Here is a 21,793-nt window from a genome sequence, read left to right as displayed (position 1 = left end):
TGAAAGGGCCGCCGGCGGAAAACCGCCGGCGGCCCCTCTGAAATTCTTTATCGGAATAATTACTTTCTCATCTCAAGGACATCGGCAAATGCCTGGAGAGAGGTTCTTACCTGTCCGAAGTCTCTCATCTGCATATCCAGGCCGAGCTTCACGTGCGGAACATTGGCCTGATCCAGCGCCTTCTTCAGATACGGATACTCCATCTCCTCAGGATCGCAGAACTGGGTGATGAAGACAACCGCGCCCTGGGCACCGTTATCAAGCGCCAGCTTCGCGACATGCTCGCCGCGGCGGTTCTCATTGGACTTCTCGTCGAAGAGGATCGTGTCATAGTCCTGGTGGGAGAACTGGACAGCCAGGTCTCGCATCGGATCGTCGGTCTCCGGCGCGTCCGTGCGGAAGGAACGTGTCCACTGTGCCACATCATCGGCGACAATGGCGATGTTGTAGTCCTCAAATACCTTGAGCAGGTCCGGATTGTCGCAGATAATGCCGCTGACAATGACCTTGGTTCCCTTCCAGTCGCACTTCGGCGTCTTCGCCAGCTCGGCGTTCAGCTCCTCGAGCTTTGCGGTATACTCGTCCTTCTTCAGGTAATACGCGGCCTTGAGGACAGCACATCTCACGGTAGGCGTGCAGATGTCCAGATGATCCTTGGCCAGCTCGTTGAAAGCGCGGCGTGCCTGGCGGCTCTTGTTGTATACGCGGACGGCGTTCTTCAGGGCTTCCTTGTCGAGCGGCTTGCCCGCAATCTTCTCCAGCGCCTCGCGCACGTTGTTATACTGGTCCATGCAGTACTTGATGCCGTACTCCGGAACACGGTTCTGCGGATGCGCCAGGAAAATCACCGGGAACTTGTGTAGCTTCTCATCGAGGGCGACACGAAAGTTCTGGGATGCCGGGCGGAGGGTATCGCAGCAGGTCGGCGTGATCATACCGTCAAGGATATCCAGCGTGCCGTCCAGGCCCATTTCCATATCCAGCTGAACCATGGAGCAGTAGAATGTGAGGAAATACTCCTTGGCCAGGGTAACGGTCTTGTCATTGCTGCCCCAGAGCCCGACCGGAACCATGTCCAGAGCGTACACCAGCTCCTCCGGCGCATAATAGGGAACAATACCGATCAGCTTTTTGCCCTGATCCTTATATGCCTTCATCTGTTTGCCAGGGTTGGAGACAACATCCTGGAACTCACTGATAATTTCTTCGATTCTGCTCATTTCGCAGCCTCCTCCTTCTTGGCAAGTCTCTTCTGACGATTCTCTTCCATTGCCTCGACAAGGCCCTGTACCCTGGTCAGATACTGTGCCTCATTGAAGTTGCGGGGATCTGCCTGGTCGCCGTCGAAGGATACGCACGGAATACCCAGATCCTTGTTGAATCTTCTTGCCATCTCGGACATGTAGCCGGACCACGGTTTGCAGGAACGGTTGTTGTGGATCAGCGCGCCATCAACCTTATTCTCGCGGCAGAGGCCTTCACGCCATGCAACGCCCTGCTCGATGGATACCGAGTTCGGAGCCTTGTAGTATGCGCGGCAGAGGCCGTCAAGGTTATCCAGGCTGTCGGTATCATAGACGAAGCCGAACGCCGGGGCATAAACGACCGCGGTAACATTGATGCCGTTCGCCTTGAGGGGCTTGAACAGCGTCTTTAGCTCCGGCCAGCACGGAATTCCCTCGAACATGATCCTGTACTTCTCCGGGAACGGTGTCGTGGTCTCGCCCTTCTTGACGAGCTCGGCCAGGTTCTTGTCGAGCAGCTCAAATGCCTCGGCAGCGGCAACCTTGCCTCTCGCGGTAACAACGTCCGCCATGTGGTTGAACAGGTCGAAGCCGCTCATCGGCGACGGGTCATACTGCAGATAATCGCAGACCTTGAGCCATGCCTTGGCGGTGCGGTTCGCGTTGTGACATGCCTCAGCGAACTTCTTCTCGCTGAACTTCGTGCCGGCGATCTTCTCCAGCTTCTTGATGGCATCGAGGAACTGGCCTTTGATGTAGGCAACCTGGGAATCCGACACCGTCATATCGTTGTTGTACGGAACATCGATCATGATCAGCGGAATGTTGTGCATTCTGGCGATGTTCTCATACCACTTGGTCATATCGTTGCAGATGTTGTTGCAGCAGAGAACGAAATCCGGCATGGGAACACGGCGGGTCTCGTTGGTTGTCTCAACACCTGCGGAATAGGCCAGGGAAATGCGGGTGTAGCCGCAGATATCCGGATCATAGCCCATATCCTCGGCAGCCTCGCACATTCTCTGTCCGTCGTGGCGGGCACCGATGCCGGCAGCCTGGTTCTCCGGATAGACAACGGCGAGGTCAAGAGCCTCGCAGATTTCGCACGGGAACTTGGAGGATGACCAGCCTACCGGCTTGCCGGCCTTCTTGGCATCCCATGCCGCCTGGTATACATCATTGACGACCTTGCGCAGGGCGAGAACTCCGGGAAGAGTCGGCTTCTTCGGCGGTTTTGCCGCCGGTGCCGGTGCTGCCGCTTCCGGAGCTGCGTTCACTTTCTCATTTTCAGCCATAATATTCATTTCTCCTTTCAGGATTTGTTACATCGTTGCCTTCTGCCAGGCAAATAACGCCGCACCTAAAGCCCCCACATACTGGGTCAGCGGTGAGGTGTTGATGACATGTCCGAGCTCCTCCTCAAGCGCATTGACGACGCCCTTATTCTGCGCAACGCCGCCGGTCATCATAACCGCGTCGCGGACGCCGACGCGGTGGGCAAGGCCGACAACCCTGGCTGCGACCGAGTGATGCACGCCGTTGATGATGTCGCACTTGTCCGTTCCCTTCGCCAGCTGGCTGATGACCTCGCTCTCGGCAAATACGGTGCAGGTTGAGCTGATATCGACACGCTTCGTGGACTTCGCGCCGAGGTCGCCCAGCTCGCTGACCTTCACCTCGAGAACCTTCGCCATGACATCCAGGAAACGGCCGGTGCCCGCGGCACACTTATCGTTCATCTGGAAATTGACCATCGCGCCGTCCTCGATCTGGATGACCTTCACGTCCTGCCCGCCGATATCGATAACCGTGCGGACACTCGGAAGGAGGAAATACGCTCCCTTGGCGTGGCAGCTGAGCTCACTCATGTTGTGATCGACAATCTGCAGGGAATTGCGCCCGTAGCCGGTGCCCATAATGTAGGCCATTTCTTCCTTTTTCATCCCGGCATCCTCGAACACTTCGTCGATCGCCCTCTGTGGGCCGCTGGTTCCTGTGCCGACATCGACGAGCGACTTCCCGACGATCTCCTTCCCGTTTTTCAGGATGATCGCCTTGGAGGCTGTGGATCCGACATCGATCCCCATGGTAAAAATATCGCCCATTTGGCATTTCCCCTCTCTTCAGAAAATTTTTCCTAACATACTCCGAAGCGGCAGGGTCTTCCTGCCGCCCGGAATTATTGTATCATTGATTGCATTTCCTGCAAAGAGATTACTTCTTTTCGAAAGTATTGAAATCGCGGATTACTCTCGGGGTGATCATCTGGTGGAACGGGCAGATCGACTGCGGGTTCTGGTAAGCAGCCTCGGTGAATGCCTGCATGTACGGGCGAATCTCTGTCATGTCGACAATCTCATCGACCATGCCGAGCTTCGCGGTGTAGGCCGGTGCGGACTTCACCTCGTAGTCCTCAATCAGCGCGTTCATCTTGTCGATGGTCGGCTGGAGATCGTTGCCGGCCTTCTTCTCCTTCACCAGTCTTCTGGAGTAGAGGGCGTTGGCTGCCGTCACGCCGGGCATAACGTAATACTTGGAAACCGCTGTGCCGATCGAGAAGACGTTGTTGTCATTTGCCTGCGGACCGCCCAGGACATAATGGGCAGCGGCGGAAGCGATACGCAGCGTGATCTCAAGGGACGGCATACCGGAGTTCTGGATGGAGTAAATAAGGGACTGTCCGAGGCCGAGCAGCTCCGCCTTCTCCGCGTCATCGCCGACGTCGATGCCAGTGGTATCCTGCAGCCAGATCAGCGGGATCCGGTCGCGGGCGCAGAGGGTGACGAACTCGTTCATCTTGATCAGGCCCTGGCGATAGAGCTTGCCGCCGACAGCCATGTGCTTCGGATCGTTATAGTACTCCGGATAGCCCATGAAGATGCCCTGGACATTGGCGATGATGCCGACCAGGAGGCCGTTGATCTTGGCAAGGCCGGTGGTCATCTCGCGGCCGTACTCCTTCTTGTACTCAAGGTACTCGCTGTTATCGACAAGGCGGGCGATAATCTGGTAGATATCATACGGGCGCTTTACATTGGCCGGAAGAAGCTGGTACAGGTCCTCCGCCGGGAACTTCGGAGCCTTCGGGCTGTCCACGCGGAAGAACTCGAGGTTGTAGGCCGGCAGGTAGCTGACATATTTCTTGATGCCCTCAATCACACCGAGGTCATTCTCGTAAACCTCGCGGAAGAAACCGGTGCAGTCATAGTGGATCGGAACGGAGCCCGGAGCCGGAACCTTGTGTTCCTTGTTCGCCTCAAGGTTCTGGATAATGCCCTCGGCAACTTCCTTGTCCACCCTGCCCTTCGGGTTCATTCCGGAGAGAATGCCGGCGCCGCCGACAGCCATATTGGCCTTCTGGTGGGCAATCAGGATGGTCGGGGAAATGCTGTGGTAGCCGCCGCCCGCCGGGTTCGTGCCGTAGATGCCGACAATCACCGGTACGCCGAGCTGGTTCAGCTCAGCATTGCGGAAGAACGGTGTGCCGCCGCCGCGGCGGTTCGGATAAACGAGATCCTGCACCGGGAAATCAACGCCGGAGCAGTTCAGCAGGTAAACCACCGGGATGTGCAGAAGTTTTGCGGTATCCGACGCGCGGAGCAGGTTCTCCGCCTGGCCCGGAACCCAGGCGCCGGCGATCTTCTTGTTATCGGAAGCAATCACCATGACCCACTTGCCGCCGACACGGCCAAGGCCCTTGACGATGCTGGTATCGCCGAACTTATTGTCTGCCGGATTGAACAGGCTGTTTAACGGGCAGAAGGTTCCCTCATCCACAAGGGCGTTGATTCTCTGGAGCGCAGTGAGCTGTCCCTTCGCGTTCAGCTTCTCCTCCGTCGTGATGCCTGCCGCGTGAGCAGCCTCGATCTTCTCGTGGATCTGCTTCTCGACGGTCTTGATCTCCTGCTCATTTTCCGCATTCGGAGCTGCTGCCTTGCCGATGGTCGGCATATTCTGGAAATAACTCGGCATGGAATAGTAATTCATTGTATCTCTCCTCAATAGAACAGAGCATCTGCCGGCGGCGGGAGGCTGTCGGCAGAACGCTGTTTTCTGCAGTCCGGATAACTCTTATCCGATGAATATTACTTTGCCTCCGGAGCCGGAACCTTGATGAATACCTGTCCCGGATCAATCTCCTCACGGATCAGGCGGATGACATCCGGATCCGGCGGAGCAAGCTTTACGGCTCTCGAAACATCCAGCTCGAAGCCGGTGTTCTCGATCACCTGCTCCGGTGAGGAGGACTCATAATAGCCGGCAAGGTACATTCTCTTGGTCTTCTCGTCGAACTTCAGGATACCGAGATCGGTAACCACGGCGAGAGGCCCGCGGTTGCCCGGAAGGCCGAGTCTCTCACGCCCGCCAGGACCGTCGATCCAGCCCGGGCTGGTGACATAATCGATCTTCTGCATGAATCTTCTCTTTTCATGCTGGATCATGATGATCGTATTGGCAAAGGTGGCGATGGCGTTCGCGCCGCCGGAACCGGTAAATCTGGTCTTCGGGTGATGATAATCGCCGATGCAGGTCGAGTTCACGTTGCCGTAAGGATCGATCTGCGCGCCGCCGATGAAACCAACCAGGCGGTTGGAATCATGGAGCCACTCATTGGTCTCAAATCCGATGAAACGGATGTTCGGCCACTGTGCGCCGCAGTGTGCCATGAAACGGAGGTCGCCGACACTTCTCGGCACCTCGATCGGGGAGCAGTCCATGAGGCCGCTCTCCACGATCAGGTTGCAGCCCGGAGCGTAAACTCTCTTTGCCACGGACGCGCCGATCAGCGGCAGTCCTGTCCCGACAATGGCGACATCCCCGTCATGAATCTGCTCTGCGAGGGTGATCGCCTGCATCTCTTTATTGGTATAATATGTCTCTGCCATCGCTTAATCCTCCTTGCTCACATCTGCATGATATCCGTAGCCTTCGGTTACCTTCAGATTGAGGAGACGCTTAACCCCAAGCTTCTCCAGATACTCGTCCTGGTCCTTGACACCGTATACCCACTCGTTGAGGAATGCCTTGAAGTCCTCCTCAGTCTTGCTGGCCGCGCCGTAAGCCTTGAGGAATGGGTTGTCATAGTCATAATATCCGTAGCACTGGGTCGGATGGGCGCCATAAGGAACATGGCATACCGCGTCAACGCAGAAGCCCGGAATCTTGGTCTTGGTGGGATCGCGGCGGATCACGTCATTGCTGATCAGATCCTCGCAGGTCACGATCGTGTGCTTTGCGGCAACCGCGATATCAACATCGTGGAACTCATCGCCGATCAGGACGCAGGTGCCGTCCGGGGATGCCTTCTGTACGTGGATAATAGCGGTATCCAGCTTCGGAACCGGCAGGCAGACACACTTCTCGCCGGGGTTGAACGGGTTGTCCATCATGACAAACTTATCCTCGGTAAGTCCTGGGATCGTCTTGCGGACTTCCTTGCTGATGCCCCACTCGTCAACGAGGCTGGAGCCGATCATGAAGCGGACCGGAAGGAACGGAAGCCCGAGGGAGGCGGCGTGAAGCATGAACATGATGGCATCCTGGGAGTAATCCTCCATGATCAGCTCTCCCTGCTCGATCTTCTTGCGGAAGCGGCGGGATACATTCGTTACACCGGAATCGGCGGTGTAGCAGTTGATGTATGCCTTTACACGGCCTTCACCGATCAACATATCCCAGTCTGAACCGGCAGGGCCAGCCCAGGCAATGAAATCCTTCTGTCCCTGGCGCAGAATCTCGCGAACCGCTGCCTGCGGCTTCTTATTCGTTGTGAAACCGCCGAAAGAGATCTGATCGCCATCGTGAACATAGGTGGCAACGGCATCGTGCAATGACATAACCTTATTACTCACAATAAAGCCTCCTTTATAAAAAGTTTTCATGCTTTTTATCTATCTGCAGGCGGAAGAAGCGCACACCGCCCTCCCGCCGTACATGTGAAGTTTTCCAGGATCATCCCTTGAAGACAACCATGAAGAATCCGGCAGCGACCGCGGAACCGATAACGCCGGCAACGTTCGGCCCCATGGCGTGCATCAGAAGGAAGTTCGTCGGGTCGTCCTTGGAGCCGACCGTCTGTGACACACGGGCAGCCATCGGAACGGCGGACACGCCGGCCGAGCCGATCAGCGGGTTGATCTTGCCGCCCGTCAGGGCGTAGAGGACATTTCCCAGGATGATTCCGCCCCAGGTGGCAAATGCGAAGGCGATGAGGCCGAGGGCGACGATGCCGAGGGTCTTCGGGGTCAGGAAGGTCGCGCCGTCCGCCGTCGCGCCGACAGACACGCCGAGCAGGATGGTGATGATGTTGCAGAGCTGGTTGGTTGCCGTATCCACAAGACGTTCAACCACCCCAGATTCCTTGAACAGGTTGCCCAGCATCAGCATACCGAGAAGCGGGGCTACCGACGGAAGAAGCAGGGAAGTGAACAGCGTAACAAAGATCGGGAAGACGATCTTCTCTGTCTTGCTGATCTGTCTCAGTGTGGTCATTCTGGTTCTGCGGGCCTTTCTCGTCGTGAACGCCTTCATGATCGGCGGCTGAATCAGCGGGATCAGCGCCATGTAAGAATAGGCGGCAACCGCGATGGGCGCCATCAGGTGGGGTGCCAGGTTGTTGGCCAGGTAAATGGAGGTCGGGCCGTCCGCCCCTCCGATGATGCCGATCGCCGCGGCTTCCTGCGGGGTGAACCCGAGGACATTGGCCAGGAAAAAGGCAACATAGATGCCGAACTGTGCCGCAGCGCCGAGAAGCAGGGAAACCGGATTTGCGATCAGCGGCCCGAAATCGGTCATCGCGCCAATCGTCAGGAACATCAGGCAGGGAAATACCGAGCACTTGTCGCCCATGTAGATGATATGGAGAATACCGGACTCATACCATGCGCCGCCGTTCACCGTGGCATCGTATGTCAGGCCGGTCAGCGGCAGGTTTGCCAGGAACATGCCGAAGGCGATGGGCAGGAGCAGGAGCGGCTCATACTCCTTCTTGATGGCCAGATACATAAGGACGAAGGAAATGATGATCATCACAATCTGCTGCCATCCGGTGGTGGAAAAATTCGCACCGATGGAAGCAAATCCTGACTCACCCATCAGCCTTCCCAGGATGTCAAAAAAGTTCATTGCTTACCTCCCTCAAATCATTCGAGTGTCGCCAGGACCGCCCCGGTATCGACCATGTCTCCGGCCTTAACCAGAATCTGCGCAACCTTTCCATCCTGGGGAGCAACGATCTCCGTCTCCATCTTCATCGCTTCCATGACAATGACAGCCTCACCATATTTCACGCTCTGGCCGGCCTGCACATTGACCTTCAGGATCTTGCCGGGCATCGGCGCGTCAATCTTCACACCGCCTGCCGCCGGAGCCGCCGCCGGGGCGGGTGCAGCGGCAGGAGCAGCCGCAGCCGCGGGGGCCGGGGCAGGAGCCGCAGCCTTCGGAGCCGGAGCCGCTGCCGGGGCAGGAGCCGCAGGCCTCTGAACCGGAGCCGTCTTCGGAAGATCAGGAATCACCGGAGCCGCCACACCGTCGCGGTCAAGTGACTTGTACGCATCGAGCTTTTCCACCATGACCTCGTATTGTTTGCCGTTGATCGTAGCAATGTATTTCATAGCTTTCCGTCCTTTCGCTTATCCCTCTCAGTTCATGGTTGCCAGCGTAGCGCCGGTATCTACCATATCGCCCGCCTTGACGCTGACATTCGCGATCGTGCCATCCTTGGGGGCGACAATCTCGGTCTCCATCTTCATGGCTTCCATGACGATCACTGCCTCGCCATACTTCACTGCCTGGCCCGGATTGACGTTGATCCGGAGAATCTTGCCCGGCATCGGTGCGTCGATCTTCGTGCCGCCGGCCGCCGGTACTGCCGCGGGAGCCGGGGCTGCTGCCGGAGCAGGTGTGGGTGCTGGTGCCGCCGCCGGAGTGGGTGCTGGTGCCGCCGGGGCGGGTGCCGCTGCCTTCGGGGCAGGCGCCGGTGCTGCCGGTGCGGGTGCTGCCGCCGCTGCCTCCCCTGCTCTCGGGATCGGCTCATACTCTTCGATCCGCTTTAACTCAACCTCATATTCTTTTCCATTCAGAGTGGCCCTGTACTTCATCTCAGGTAAACCTTCCTTTCCTCCTGCCGCCCTCTCTCCGGCGGGCGTCCTCTATCGCTCACTGTACGGAAACTTCCCTCAGCGAATCTCTTTCACGCTGGTAATCCGGAATTCCGAGGGATCAGCATCAAGGTCTTCCGCAATGACGGAAGACAAAACTGCCAGCAGTTCCTTATCTGCCTCATCGTCGTATGCCGCCGGGGCAGCTGTCTCTGCCTTGGCCTTTCCCTTCCCCTCGATTCCCTGAATCACTTTCGATGTCACGATGATCGCGAGATCCAGGACAATCAGGGCGAGGAAAACAACCACTATACCCAGAAGACACACGATGAGCACATCCGGGATAGGCATGGTCTGCTCAGTCCACATGTAACCGCACCTCCTTTAATCTGCCGGCCATTCCCAGGATACCTGGGGCCACTTTTTCTTATGGATTCCATATTGTGGAATGTGTTCCATTTTTGTGCTCAAAAAATGAAATCGGACTTTTCTCATCCGAATTTATTCATTTTGCACAGAACTCTTCCCTGCAAATCCGCTTAAATTATACCTGCCGCCTAACAGAAAGTCAACGCAAATCAGTCTCTGCCAACACTTTAGTTCATAAGGAAAGCCCGCCCCTCCGGCGTTTTCCGGCGGAGAGGCAGGCTTATTGATCTTTCTGTATAAGTGTTATTTCCTTTTTTCTTTTCCGGATCAATGCGATTTCAGTTCTTCTTGTCCGGCAGCTTGAAGGATGCTTTCAGGGAGACAATGCGGTTAAATACCGGCTCTCCCTCCCTGCTGTCCTTGCAGTCCACACAGTAATAGCCATCGCGGACAAACTGGAAGCGGTCATAGGCCTTCGCGTCCCTGAGGCTCGGTTCCAGCCAGCAGTCTGTGAGGACAGTAAGCGAATTGGGGTTCAGGTTCAGCGTGCCGTCGGCATTGAGTTTCCCCTTTTCCTCGTCGATCAGGTTCTCGTACAGGCGGACCGTGGCCTTAAACGCTGTCTTCGCGGCAACCCAGTGGATGGTGCCCTTGACCTTCCGCCCGGTGAACCCGGACCCGCTCTTCGTCTCCGGATCGTAGGTGCAGTGGACCGCCGTCACCTTGCCCTCGGCATCTTTGTCAACGCCGACGCATTTGACAAAGTAGGCGTTCATCAGGCGGACCTCATTGCCCGGATAGAGGCGGTGATATTTCTTTGGCGGTTCCTCCATGAAGTCATCCTGTTCAATATAAAGCTCACGCCCGAAGGGAAGCTTCCGGGAGCCAAGCGCCTCATTTTCCATATTGTTGGGCGCATCCAGCATCTCGATCTGGTCTTCCGGATAATTGTCGATAATCAGGCGGAGCGGATGAAGCACGGCCATCACACGGTTGGCCTTGAGCTTCAGGTCGTCCCGCACACAGCTCTCCAGCATGGCACTGTCAATCGAGCTGTCCGCCTTGGAGACACCGGCGAGTTCCACAAATTTCTGGATCGCCTCCGGCGTGTAGCCGCGGCGGCGCAGTGCCGCGATCGTGACCAGCCTCGGATCATCCCAGCCGTCCACAACCTTGTCCTCGACCAGCTTCTTGATGTAGCGCTTCCCGGTAACCACGTTGGTCAGGTACATCTTGGCAAATTCAATCTGCCTCGGCGGATTCTTGAACTCGCACTCGCGAACCACCCAGTTGTACAGCGGGCGGTGATCCTCAAACTCCAGGGTGCAGATGGAGTGGGTGACCCCTTCCACCGCGTCCTCGATCGGGTGGGCGAAATCATACATCGGGTAAATGCACCACTTGTCGCCGGTATTCTGGTGGGTCTGGTGTGCGACGCGGTAGATCACCGGATCGCGCATGTTGATGTTCGGGGATGCCATGTCGATCTTCGCGCGGAGCACCTTCTCGCCGTCCTTGTACATCCCGTTTTTCATGTTCTCAAACAGCTGGAGGTTCTCCTCGATCGAGCGGTTGCGCCAGGGGCTCTCCTTCCCCGGGTGGGTGAAATCCCCGCGGTACTCCTTGATCTGCTCCGCCGAAAGGTCGCAGACAAAGGCCTTGCCCTTCTTAATCAGGAAGAGCGCGCACTCATACATTTTGTCAAAGTAATTGGAGGCAAAATACAGCCTGTCGCCAAAATCCGCGCCCAGCCACCGGACGTCGGCGATGATGGACTTTACAAATTCTGACTTCTCCTTGGTGGGGTTCGTATCGTCAAACCGCAGGTTGAAAGTCCCGTTGTACTCCTTTGCGAGGCCGTAGTTGAGCAGTATGGACTTCGCGTGGCCGATATGGAGATAGCCGTTCGGCTCCGGCGGGAAACGGGTGGTCACGTGGGTGTAGACGCCCTCCTCGAGATCCCTGTCAATCTCCCGCTCAATAAAGTTCTTGCTTTCCTTTTCCTCAGCGCCCTCAGCCGCCCTGACTTCTTCCATGCTGTGTTCCTCCTCTTTTTTCGCATATTGCCGTTACGGACAGACTCCTTTTCCGGCCGAAGAAATTTACCCTGATTTTATCATAGCCGCAGGGAATGCGCAATCTTTCCCGCGGCGCTTGCCCCCCGGAGAATCCTGCCTTTTCCGCCCGTCAATCAACCCCTCGCAGCGCTTGCCCCCCGGAGGAACCCGCCTTTTCTGCCCGTCAATCATCCCTCGCAGCGCTTGGCCAACCGCGCGGGGGGCGCCCGCAAAGCCGTCCGCACAACGTCAAAAGCCGCATCCGCGGAATGCGGACACGGCTTTTATCGTGAGGCATGCGGGATTCGAACCCGCGACAACTTGATTAAAAGTCAAGTGCTCTACCACCTGAGCTAATACCCCTCAGCAAAAAATTAAACTGGGCTAGTTGGATTCGGACCAACGCTGTGGGAGTCAAAGTCCCATGCCTTAACCGCTTGGCTATAGCCCATCACCAATTTTCCCAGAAGGAAAGGGTGGGTAGTGGGGCTCGAACCCACGATCTCCAGATCCACAATCTGGCGCGCTGACCAACTGCGCCATACCCACCATACGAGTATATCGATTACGGACCGCCTCTGCGGAAGGCAGAAGTTAGTCCACTGATCCAGCGGGGATTCGAACCCCGGACACACGGCTTAGAAGGCCGTTGCTCTATCCAGCTGAGCTACTGAATCTAAGCACGCCCGGAAATCCGTACCTGATCACCGAACAGCAAAACTAGTATACGACCATCGGTTATTCTTGTCAAGCATTTTTTGTCCCTGTTCAGCACATGCGTGTGGATACCCTGCGGAACGACTGCTTGCAGGCAGTTCCGCAGGGTATCCACACGCATGTGGCCAAGCGCCGCAGGCGCTCGGACCCCCACATCGAGCGAAGCTTCGCTTCGCGAGAGGCGGGGGCTGAACAGGAATGGATAACCCGCAAACCGACTGCTTGCAGGCAGTTCCGCAGGGTATCCACCCGCATGTGGCCAAGCGCCGCAGGCGCTCGGACCCCCCACATCGAGCGAAGCTTCGCTTCGCGAGAGGCGGGGGGGCTGAACAGGAATGGATAACCCGCAAACCGACTGCTTGCAGGCAGTTCCGCAGGGTATCCACCCGCATGTGACCAAGCGCCGCAGGCGCTCGGACCCCCACATCGAGCGAAGCTTCGCTTCGCGAGAGGCGGGGGGCTGAACAGGAATGGATAACCCGCAAACCGACTGCTTGCAGGCAGTTCCGCAGGGTATCCTCACGCATGTGGCCAAGCGCCGCAGGCGCTCGGCCACCCCCACATCGAGCGAAGCTTCTCTTCGCGAGAGGCGGGGGCTGAACAGGAACTTCAGCTCACAGTTCACTGATCGTGTAGTGCGCCTGCCCCTCCCGGTCGATCTCCATCTGGATATATGTCCTCTCCCTGCCCTCCTGGCGCGGGTAGGAAATGCTGCCCGGGTTGAGTGTTGTCAGATTCTCCCCGATTTTCAGGAACGGCCGGTGGGTATGTCCAAACATCACAATGTCCACACCGCGGTCCCGGGCCTCCTCCTCCAGCACCTCAACGCCCATCGAGACGCCGTAATTATGGCCGTGCGTAAGCAAGGCGGTATAATCGCCGATGCAGATCATCTCCTCTTTCGGAAGGTCTGAGAAAAAGTCATTATTTCCCTGAACAATATGAACCTCACAGTCCGGATTCTGCTCAAGGCACCATTCCCGGATCCTGTCTTCCGATCCCTCCGTATCCCCGAGATGGATCAGCATGTCAAATGGCTTTGTGCGCTGGATCACCTCGCGGACATTGGAATCCTTCCGATGCGAGTCGCTGATAATCAGGATTTTCATCAGAGAACCCCCTCCCCGGCCAGCAGGTCCCGCATGAGGCGGAGCGCCCTGCCGCGGTGGCTGACGGCGTTTTTTTCCTCCTCCGTGAGTTCGGCGGATGTCTTTCCAAACTGCGGCAGCCAGAGAATCGGATCATAGCCGAAGCCGTTCTCCCCCGCCGGCTCATGCGCCACCTCCCCCTCATAGGGAGCCTCCGTGTGGAGCACCCGCCCGTCCGGGAGAACCGCGCAGATATTGCAGATAAATCTCGCCCTGCGGTCAAGGGACGGGTTCTCGGCGATGGCCTGGTCCACGCGCGCAATCAGCACGCGGTTTTTCTCCGCATACGGATGTCCCGCCATCCAGCGCGCGGAATACACGCCCGGCTCCCCGCCGAGGCAGTCCACGACAAAGCCGGAATCGTCAGCGAGGACAAGTCCGCCCAGGACATTCCAGACGGCTTTTGCCTTGATTTCCGCATTTTCCCGAAAAGTCGTGCCGTTTTCCGCAATATCTCCGGAAAATCCGGCTTCCTTCATGGAAATGATCTCACGGCCCTGCCCGCCGAAGATCTCCCGGATTTCCCGCATTTTGTCCCTGTTGCCCGTGGCAAAGACCACTCTCGTCATGCCCTGTCCTCCCGCTTTCTCCTCGGCGGCTTCGGCCCCATAAACTGGTAAAAATACGTCTTCATCATCCCATTGTAGATCTTCCGGTTTTTGTCGGCCTTCCTGCCGATCCAGCGCTCGGCGTCCTCATAGGAAGTGATCACAAACATCGACCAGGAATCCAGGGCGCGGAAACGTTCCCCCAGCGTCCGGTAGAGCACGGGCAGATTCTTCCGGTCCTCCATGCGCTCGCCGTAGGGCGGATTGGTGATGATAAAACCGTACTTTTTCGGGTGGCTGAGATTCGCCACCGGCCGCTGCTGGAAATGGATCAGCTTCTCGACCCCGGCGCGCCCGGCGTTCGCTCTCGCCGCCTGGACAATCTCCCCGTCGATATCATAGCCCTGGATGTCGACATCCACATTTTCCCGGACCATGGACTGTGCCTCGTCCGCCGCGTCGTACCACAAATTCCGGGGAATCAGGTTCGTCCACTTCTCCGCGAGAAATTCCCGGTTCATCCCCGGGGCTATCCCCGCGGCGATCATCGCCGCCTCGATGGGAAATGTCCCCGACCCGCAGAAGGGATCCACGAGGATGCGGTCCGGATGCCAGGGGGTGAGGAGGATCAGCGCCGCCGCGAGCGTCTCCGTGATCGGCGCGGCGCCCTGCAGCAGGCGGTATCCGCGCTTGTGCAGCGAATCCCCGCTGGTGTCCAGCCCGACCGTGACACGGTCACGGTTTAAGAAGACTCGCAGCGGATATTCCTCCCCTGTCTCCGGCATGGAGGAGAGGCCGAGCTTCTCCGACCAGCGCGTCGCGATCGCCTTCTTCATCATGCTCTGGATGGAGGAAGGCGCGTGCAGCTTGCTGTTGATGCAGGAAGCCTTCTTCACCCAGCATTTCGCGTCCTTCGGCAGATATTCTTCCCAGGGAATCGCCTTTGTCCCCTGGAAAAGCTCCTCGAATGTATCCGCATGAAAATCGCCCACCTTGATCATGACGCGCTCGGTCGTGCGGAGAAACATGTTCGCGCGGCATACGGCGTCCGGCCCGCCACAGAACATGACGCGGCCATTCTCCACCTCCGTGATCTCATAGCCGAGATCCTGGATCTCCCGCCGGAGCACCGCCTCAAGCCCGAAATGGCACGGTGCCATCAATGTAAATTCTGTCAATGCCGTCCTCCCTGTCTCCGCCGGGTATGGCGGTCTGCGGTTCAACCAATTCCCACTAATAGTAAATGGATGCCCGATTTCTGTCAATCAAATTCAGCGCAGGCGCCTGCGGCGCTTTAACGCGGTGTGGAAGAAAGCCCGCCGTTCGGCCGCCTGCGGACGGCCAGGCGGGACTTCTCCCACGCCTCGCTGAACAGAGAACAGACACAAAGACGGGCTCCGCCGAAGCGGAAGCCCGTCGCTCTCTTTTTTGATCGCTCTCACTGATCTCCCTCAGCCAAGGACGTTCACGATCTTGAGCGGTGTGCGGTAATCCCAGTCTGAAATCTTGACCCCGTCCCGCTCATTGCTGGAATGGATGATTTTCCCGTCCCCGATATATATCGCCACGTGGCCGATACCGATCTGCGCATCCGTCGCGGAACCCCGGGTATAGAACAGGAGGTCTCCTGGCTGGAGCCGGTCCTCCGTGATCGGCGTTCCCTGCTGTGCCTGCTCAATCGCCGTGCGGTTCATCGAAACCCCCGCCGCGTGCGCCATCACATACTTGACAAAACCGGAGCAGTCGGCGCCGACATTCGGATCCTCCCCGCCCCAGATATAGCGTCCGCCGAGATACTGCTCAGCAAAGGCCACGACCTGGTTTCGGAGCGCCTGGTTGGCATTCTCTGCCGCCTCGGTTGCCGCGGCCTCAGCCGCCGCCTGCGCGGCCGCCATGGCTTCCGCCTCCTTTTCGGCGGCATCCTCGCGGGCAACCATCGCCGCATCGGCGACCTGCCCGACGTTGACGAGGGAAACTGTGCTGCCCGGCTTCAGATATCCGGTCGTATTCCCGACAGACACCTCGGTCCAGCCGCTGGTATCCGCGTTGCTGACTTTAAAGGAATCCCCGACGCTTCCGTTCGCGATCACCTGCGAATTGCCGCTGTCGCCGGAATAAATCGTCACATCATCATCCTTCACCACAGCGAAAAGCTGCTGTTCCGGGACAACCTGGCTGTCATCTTCTGCGGAGGCGTCCTCCGGAGATGTGGAATCTGTCTGAAGTTCTTCCGTCTCGGCCTGGGTCTCTGCCGCGTGAATATACGCCGGCGACGGCACCGCCGCTGTAATCAGCCCGCAAAGGCTGAGGGCTGCTACTGTCCTGATTCGAGTAAAATGCACCTGCAAGCTCCTTCCGGCCGGTTCCCGATGGTCTGCTTCCGGCCGTTGATTGTTACGTATTTATTACGTATTGTTACATAAATTATATTTTCCTGCAGGGTATTTGTCAATAAAGCCGGTGAACTTCATAAAATATTCATTTTATGCCATGTTCAGCGCAAGCTGGGGCTGAACAATACCATTCACTTGCCGGGATTTTCCGCCAGGGCAAGCTCAAACCAGAATTCCACGCCGTCCTCATGATCGATGACGCCGTAGGCCTGATGGTGCCGGTCCATGATTGCCTTGACGATCGAGAGCCCGATGCCGCTGCCGCCGTATGCCCTGGTTCTCGCCTTGTCCACCTTATAAAACTTCTGCCAGAGCTTGTTCAGGTCCTCCTCCGGAATCGGCGTTCCCGTGTTGAATACGGCGATCCGGACCTTGCCGCTCTCCGGCTTCGGAATCGTCCGAATCCGGATCATTTTCCGGTCATCCACATGGTTCAGGGCGTTATTCAGATAGTTAGTGACAACCTCCTCAATCTGGAACTCATCGCCCAACACCGCCATCGGCGCATTCACATCCACCGTCACCTGGACTCCCTTGTCCCGGATAACCAGCTGGTTAGCCTGCACAACGCCATTGACCAGCTCGGCGAGGTCGAAGGCGCGCAGCTCCGTCTGCTCAGAGCCAGACTCAAGGGCGCTCAGCGTGAGCAGCTGCTTCACCATCTTGTTCATTTTCCCCGCTTCATCCATGATGACATTGCAGTAATAATCACGGTTTTCAGGGTCCTCCGCCATGCCCTCGACAAGCCCCTCGGCATAGCCCTGGATCAGCGCGATCGGCGTCTTCAGCTCGTGGGAGACATTGGCGATAAATTCCTTCCGCATCTCGTCGATGCGCTCCTTCTCCCGGATGTCCTTCTGAAGCTGAGCATTCGCCGCCTTCAGTTCCCCGATCGTCTCATTCAGGCGGTCAGAGAGGCTGTTCATACTGTTTCCCAGTGTCTCGATCTCCAGCGTCTGCCGGCGCTCAGGCTCGTATTTGGCCCGGAAATCCAGCCTGGACATCCGCTCCGAGAGTTGGGACAGGCGGTTGATGGGACGGGTAAAATGCTGGGTCATAAAGTAGACGACCACGGAACCGATGACGAGAACCACCAGGCCGAGATACATCAGCAGCTGGTTGGAAATGTGCACCGCCTCGCGGATGCTGTCCACCGGCGTCGACATGAAAAACATGGTGCCGTCGTCGGCGAAATACCCCCAGCTTTCCAGGTAGGTCTTGTCACTTCTGCGGTCGGACGATTCCTGGATTGTGTAGTTGCTGGTCTGTTTGATCGTCTCGTATTTCGCCGGATACTGCCCCAGAATGTAGTGCTGCATTTTGTCCAGCATCCGGTAGGCCTCGGAACTGGAGGAAACCAGGATTTTTCCCTCCATGCTGTCGTAGATCAGGACGGAAATGTTGGACGTCTCCCCGAGAGCCTGGACCGTGGCGACCACCGTGTCATCGCTGGCGATGCTGTAGCTGCTTCCGCTCCCCTCGCTTCCAATAATAAAGGGAGAGTCGTCATCCGGCTCGGAAGGTGGCTCGACCGCGTCAGACGGGCGGGCTGCCCCTGCCGGAGGTGCACCCTCCGGAGATGGCAGCGTGGGAAGGGATTCCTCCGTGGTGCCCTCCGTCTCCGCGGAGGATTCCGATTCCTCCTGCGAATCCGACGCCTCCTGCGAGTCCGACGCCTCCTGCGAATCCGACGCCTCCTGCGAATCCGTCCCATTCCCGCTGTGCTGGGCATTTGCCCGGGAAATCACGGTATTGATCTCTTTGTAGCCATTTTCCAGCAGCCGTACCTTGTAGCGGATATAAAAATCCTCCAGGAACCAGTTGTTCATGATCCAGAGGAGGGTGATGAACAAGGCTATGATCGCGATGAAGGCGGCGGTCATGCGGAAATGCATGGAATTGGCGCGTTTAATCTTGAATCGTTTCAATCTGTTCTCCCGGCGGCCGCGCCTTTCGCGTCCTTCTGCTCCTTCGCGTCCTTATCCTCATGTTCCGGGGTGAACCGGTAGCCCATCCCCCAGATCGTCTTGATATAATCGCCCTTGTCCCTGAGCTTGCTGCGCAGCTTTTTCACGTGGGTATCGATCGTGCGGGCATCGCCGTAATAGTCATAATTCCAGACATTGTTGAGAATCTTCTCGCGGGAGAGCGCCTGCCCCTGATTCTCCGCAAAATAGGTAAGAAGCTCAAATTCCTTGAAGCTGAGCTCCACCGGTTTTCCGTCCACACTGACCTCATGTGCGCCCCGGTCGATGCGGATACCGCCGATCTCGATGGTGTCGGAGGCGGCGGTGCCGCTGCGGCGGAGAATCGCCTCCACCCTGGCGACCAGGATCTTCGGGCTGAACGGCTTGGAAATATACTCGTCCGCACCCAGGTCAAAGCCCTGAAGCTCGTCGCTCTCCTCGCTTCTTGCCGTGAGCATGATCACCGGCACCCGGGAATACTGGCGGATCTCCTTGAGCACCTGCCAACCGTTCATTTTCGGCATCATCACGTCCAGGATCACCAGGTCGATATCCTTCTGGGCAAAGAAGACATCGAGTGCCTCCTCGCCGTCCCCGGCCTCGACCACCCGGAAGCCCTTCACGGAGAGGAAATCCCTCACCAGCTTGCGCATGCGCGCTTCATCGTCCACCATCAGAATTTTCAGAGCGTCCATCTCTTCATTCCTTTCTTCCCTGCCCGCGGAAAAGCGGTAAAGCAAAAGCTGCCGCAGGGAGGGATTCCCCCACCGCGGCAGGCGTTGATTCTATCTAAGCAGTTACTCCAGTTCAGAAGTGCAGTGCGGGCAGCGGGTCGCGTCGATCGGGATCTCGCTCTTGCAGTAGGGGCAGATCTTCGTGGTCGGCGCCTTGGGCTCCTCCGGCTTCTTCCCGATCGACATCAAGCGGTTGATTGCCTTGAGCAGGCAGAACACCACGAAAGCCATAATCAGAAAGTTGATCACCGCGGTGATGAATTTTCCGTAATTCAGCACGACCTCACCGCCGTTCAGCGCTTGGAAGCTGAAAGTCAGCGAATCGAAATTTGCGCCGCCGAAGATGCCCAGGATCGGCGACAGGATATCCTCGGTCAGGGATTTTGTGATGTTGGAAAATGCTCCGCCGATGATCACGCCGACGGCCATGTCCATCACATTGCCGCGAAGCGCAAACTCCTTAAATTCTTCGATAAACCCTTTCTTCTTTGCCATCTCTCTTCTCCTTATCCCTCCCCGGAATTCCGGGGAGCCGATGCCATCGGTTCCCGGAGCCGCCGGAACTTATGCCTCCACAGGTTCCCGGAACCATCCGCCAAACCGCGCCTCACGGGTTCCCGGAACCATCCGGCAAACCGCGCCTCACAGGTTCCGCCGGTAGAACTCCTCAAATTCCGTATAGCCGTCCTCGGCGAATTTCTCTTTCTGGAACTTTTTATTTTTCGCCATCAGGGCCAGGGCGACCTTCGTCCCCTTCTCCCGCTCCGCCTCGGCGGCAGAGAGCACCTTGGAAAACTGTTCCGGAGAAAGCCCTTTCTCATACAGGAAGGCTTTCTTTCCCGCGCTCTCCGGAACCTTGAACCCGGCTTCCAGGAGAATCGTGATAATCCGCTCAAAACCGATGGAAATTCCGCAGGCGGGAACATCCTGCCCCGTGAATTTGCCGACCAGGTGGTCATAGCGGCCGCCGCCGGCCACCGCGCCGCCGAAGCCGTCCATCGACACCTCGAAAATCGTTCCGGTATAGTATCCCTGCCCCCGGACCATCGTCGGGTCAAAAATCAGGTCAAAATCCAGGTGGGAAACTGCCCGGACGGTCTCCATGATCTGGGCAAGGTTCTCTGCCTTTGCCGGATCCATGGCGCTGCTGATCTTCTCCCCGAGGCGGCGCACGCCATCCGCGTCGGCGGTAACATTGTCCAGAAGGCCAAGATAGCGGTCAACCGACTCTTGTCTTAGGCCGCGTCCGAGGAGCTCCTCCCGGACGCCGCTCTCCCCGATCTTATCCATCTTGTCAAGGATGACGAAGATCTCGGCGATATCCTCCTCCGGGAAGCCGCAGTAATCCGCCATTCCCTTCAGGATCGCGCGGTCGTTGATGTGCACCGTCATATGGCGGTCCGGAAGAATCCTGTGAAGGGTCTTGGTGATCGCGAGCACCGACTCGATCTCGACCTGGTTTGTCGGATCCCCGAGGACGTCGATGTCACACTGGACGAACTGGCGGAAACGCCCCTTCTGCGGACGATCCGCGCGCCACACATTGCCGACCTGCAGTGCCTTGAACGGCATCGGCAGGTTTGCCGCGTTATTGGCGTAGTAGCGGCAGAGCGGCAGCGTCAGGTCATACCGGAGGCCGGAATCCACAATATCGGTATCAGACTTTGCCTCCGCGAGGTTCAGCCTGTCGCCGCGCTTTAAAATCTTGAAGATCAGCTTCTCATTGTCCCCGCCCTGCTTGCTCGTCAGGTTCTCGATATGCTCAACACCGGGCGTCTCGATTGTCGCGTAACCGTAAGAACGGTAAGTCTCCCGGATGATGCCGAGCACATAATCGCGAATTTCCATCTCCGCCGGCAGAATATCCTTCATTCCGGTAACCGGTTTCTTGATCAGTGCCATTGATTTCCTCCTGCTTTTCCATGATCTCTATCTTTTTAATACTAACAAACCGGCGTCATATTTCAAGCATTTTTCCCTCACCGGACGGTTTTTTTGTAAATGTTCAGCCCTTGCGGGGGGGAGATGCGGCTGCAAACCGGCTGCTCGCGGACGGCTTTGCGTCCTTCTCTCCCCTCTCTGTCAATTTGCACAAAAACGGAATCCGGGTATCTTCCAAAAGCGTGCTCCCCAATTCTCAATTTTCTTTGCCCTGTCCGGATTTTTAAACTTTCCCGGAGTTCGGAATGACTTTTTTCTGTGTATAATTTACCCCGTTTTCTGCTTTCTCCATTTCGCGGGCTTCTTTTTTTCAGTCGGCGAAAAATGGCCTGGTTCTCCGGGGTCTGTCCCGATTTTTCCAACTGTCTTTATTTTCACAACTGAATTTGATTTGCGAATTTTCTGTAAAAATAGTGTCCTCTGCAAAAATTTTGTTAAATTTTCCCATATTATTTGACAATTTATGCGGTATAATAAAACTGACATCGAAGGGGACAGCTTAGCTGACATCTTAGGTGTGACCCGAAGAGCCTGGCCGGTGCATTCTTCTCATGCGCGGGTCAGGCTCAAATGGAG

The 21,793-nt window shown here is 57.2% G+C and carries 19 protein-coding genes and 4 tRNA genes; all 23 read right to left on the bottom strand.

Features of this window, described 5'->3' with window-relative positions; genetic code table 11:
* Window positions 1-59 precede the first annotated feature (59 nt).
* The 23 genes from hgdB to hisS all read right to left on the bottom strand — a co-directional run bounded on the left by hgdB (window position 60) and on the right by hisS (window position 21,178).
* Entirely contained in the window at window positions 60-1,220 is a 1,161-nt protein-coding gene (gene hgdB / locus ISF27_RS00935; RefSeq protein WP_194608273.1) for a (R)-2-hydroxyglutaryl-CoA dehydratase subunit beta, read from the bottom strand.
* Window positions 1,217-2,539 (bottom strand): 2-hydroxyacyl-CoA dehydratase subunit D, encoded by a 1,323-nt coding sequence (locus ISF27_RS00930; protein ID WP_194608272.1) that lies wholly within the window; start codon window positions 2,537-2,539, stop codon window positions 1,217-1,219. Before ISF27_RS00930 ends, hgdB begins: the two co-directional genes overlap by 4 nt.
* A gap of 27 nt (window positions 2,540-2,566) precedes the next feature.
* A complete protein-coding gene (gene hgdC, locus ISF27_RS00925) occupies window positions 2,567-3,349 on the bottom strand; it encodes a (R)-2-hydroxyglutaryl-CoA dehydratase activase HgdC (RefSeq protein WP_194608271.1) in 783 nt (260 codons plus the stop codon).
* Between the two features lie 109 nt (window positions 3,350-3,458).
* Complete coding sequence (locus ISF27_RS00920; protein WP_194608270.1) at window positions 3,459-5,231, bottom strand: acyl-CoA carboxylase subunit beta; 1,773 nt, start codon at window positions 5,229-5,231, stop codon at window positions 3,459-3,461.
* Window positions 5,232-5,329: 98 nt separating this feature from the next.
* On the bottom strand, window positions 5,330-6,130 hold the full coding sequence (gene gctB / locus ISF27_RS00915) for a glutaconate CoA-transferase subunit B (RefSeq protein ID WP_194608269.1): 801 nt from the start codon (window positions 6,128-6,130) through the stop codon (window positions 5,330-5,332).
* A gap of 3 nt (window positions 6,131-6,133) precedes the next feature.
* Window positions 6,134-7,096, bottom strand: coding sequence for a glutaconate CoA-transferase subunit A (gctA, locus tag ISF27_RS00910; RefSeq protein WP_328701460.1), 963 nt, complete (start codon window positions 7,094-7,096; stop codon window positions 6,134-6,136).
* 100 nt (window positions 7,097-7,196) lie between these two features.
* Window positions 7,197-8,369, bottom strand: coding sequence for a sodium ion-translocating decarboxylase subunit beta (locus tag ISF27_RS00905; protein WP_194608267.1), 1,173 nt, complete (start codon window positions 8,367-8,369; stop codon window positions 7,197-7,199).
* Window positions 8,370-8,386: 17 nt separating this feature from the next.
* Window positions 8,387-8,857, bottom strand: a complete 471-nt coding sequence (locus tag ISF27_RS00900) for a biotin/lipoyl-containing protein (protein WP_194608265.1) — start codon at window positions 8,855-8,857, stop codon at window positions 8,387-8,389.
* Window positions 8,858-8,884: 27 nt separating this feature from the next.
* Window positions 8,885-9,343 (bottom strand): biotin/lipoyl-containing protein, encoded by a 459-nt coding sequence (locus ISF27_RS00895; RefSeq protein WP_194608262.1) that lies wholly within the window; start codon window positions 9,341-9,343, stop codon window positions 8,885-8,887.
* 78 nt (window positions 9,344-9,421) lie between these two features.
* Complete coding sequence (locus ISF27_RS00890) at window positions 9,422-9,712, bottom strand: OadG family protein (protein WP_194608260.1); 291 nt, start codon at window positions 9,710-9,712, stop codon at window positions 9,422-9,424.
* Between the two features lie 338 nt (window positions 9,713-10,050).
* Complete coding sequence (locus tag ISF27_RS00885; protein ID WP_194608258.1) at window positions 10,051-11,748, bottom strand: glutamine--tRNA ligase/YqeY domain fusion protein; 1,698 nt, start codon at window positions 11,746-11,748, stop codon at window positions 10,051-10,053.
* 311 nt (window positions 11,749-12,059) lie between these two features.
* Window positions 12,060-12,132 (bottom strand) — tRNA-Lys (locus tag ISF27_RS00880).
* A 16-nt stretch (window positions 12,133-12,148) separates the two neighbouring features.
* Window positions 12,149-12,220, bottom strand: a tRNA-Gln gene (locus ISF27_RS00875).
* Between the two features lie 24 nt (window positions 12,221-12,244).
* Window positions 12,245-12,318: transfer RNA gene (locus ISF27_RS00870), tRNA-His, on the bottom strand.
* Between the two features lie 54 nt (window positions 12,319-12,372).
* Window positions 12,373-12,446, bottom strand: a tRNA-Arg gene (locus ISF27_RS00865).
* A gap of 654 nt (window positions 12,447-13,100) precedes the next feature.
* Entirely contained in the window at window positions 13,101-13,595 is a 495-nt protein-coding gene (locus ISF27_RS00860; RefSeq protein ID WP_194608256.1) for a YfcE family phosphodiesterase, read from the bottom strand.
* Window positions 13,595-14,203 carry an RdgB/HAM1 family non-canonical purine NTP pyrophosphatase gene (gene rdgB, locus ISF27_RS00855; RefSeq protein ID WP_194608253.1) on the bottom strand — a complete coding sequence of 203 codons (609 nt, stop codon included), beginning with the start codon at window positions 14,201-14,203 and terminating at the stop codon, window positions 13,595-13,597. The genes ISF27_RS00860 and rdgB overlap by 1 nt, the downstream gene beginning before the upstream one ends.
* Window positions 14,200-15,360, bottom strand: a complete 1,161-nt coding sequence (locus ISF27_RS00850; RefSeq protein WP_194608251.1) for a THUMP domain-containing class I SAM-dependent RNA methyltransferase — start codon at window positions 15,358-15,360, stop codon at window positions 14,200-14,202. Before ISF27_RS00850 ends, rdgB begins: the two co-directional genes overlap by 4 nt.
* Before the next feature lie 273 nt (window positions 15,361-15,633).
* On the bottom strand, window positions 15,634-16,524 hold the full coding sequence (locus tag ISF27_RS13470; RefSeq protein ID WP_194608249.1) for an NlpC/P60 family protein: 891 nt from the start codon (window positions 16,522-16,524) through the stop codon (window positions 15,634-15,636).
* Between the two features lie 182 nt (window positions 16,525-16,706).
* Window positions 16,707-18,503, bottom strand: a complete 1,797-nt coding sequence (locus ISF27_RS00840) for a sensor histidine kinase (RefSeq protein WP_235985979.1) — start codon at window positions 18,501-18,503, stop codon at window positions 16,707-16,709.
* On the bottom strand, window positions 18,500-19,237 hold the full coding sequence (locus ISF27_RS00835) for a response regulator transcription factor (protein WP_194608247.1): 738 nt from the start codon (window positions 19,235-19,237) through the stop codon (window positions 18,500-18,502). The genes ISF27_RS00840 and ISF27_RS00835 overlap by 4 nt, the downstream gene beginning before the upstream one ends.
* A gap of 102 nt (window positions 19,238-19,339) precedes the next feature.
* Window positions 19,340-19,771, bottom strand: a complete 432-nt coding sequence (gene mscL, locus ISF27_RS00830) for a large conductance mechanosensitive channel protein MscL (protein WP_194608245.1) — start codon at window positions 19,769-19,771, stop codon at window positions 19,340-19,342.
* 147 nt (window positions 19,772-19,918) lie between these two features.
* On the bottom strand, window positions 19,919-21,178 hold the full coding sequence (gene hisS / locus ISF27_RS00825; RefSeq protein ID WP_194608243.1) for a histidine--tRNA ligase: 1,260 nt from the start codon (window positions 21,176-21,178) through the stop codon (window positions 19,919-19,921).
* Window positions 21,179-21,793 lie beyond the last annotated feature (615 nt).

It is taken from the genome of Clostridium vitabionis (assembly GCF_015351765.1).
GTDB classification, from domain to species: Bacteria; Bacillota; Clostridia; order Lachnospirales; family Lachnospiraceae; genus Clostridium_R; species Clostridium_R vitabionis.
This window is presented reverse-complemented; position numbering and strand designations above follow the sequence as displayed.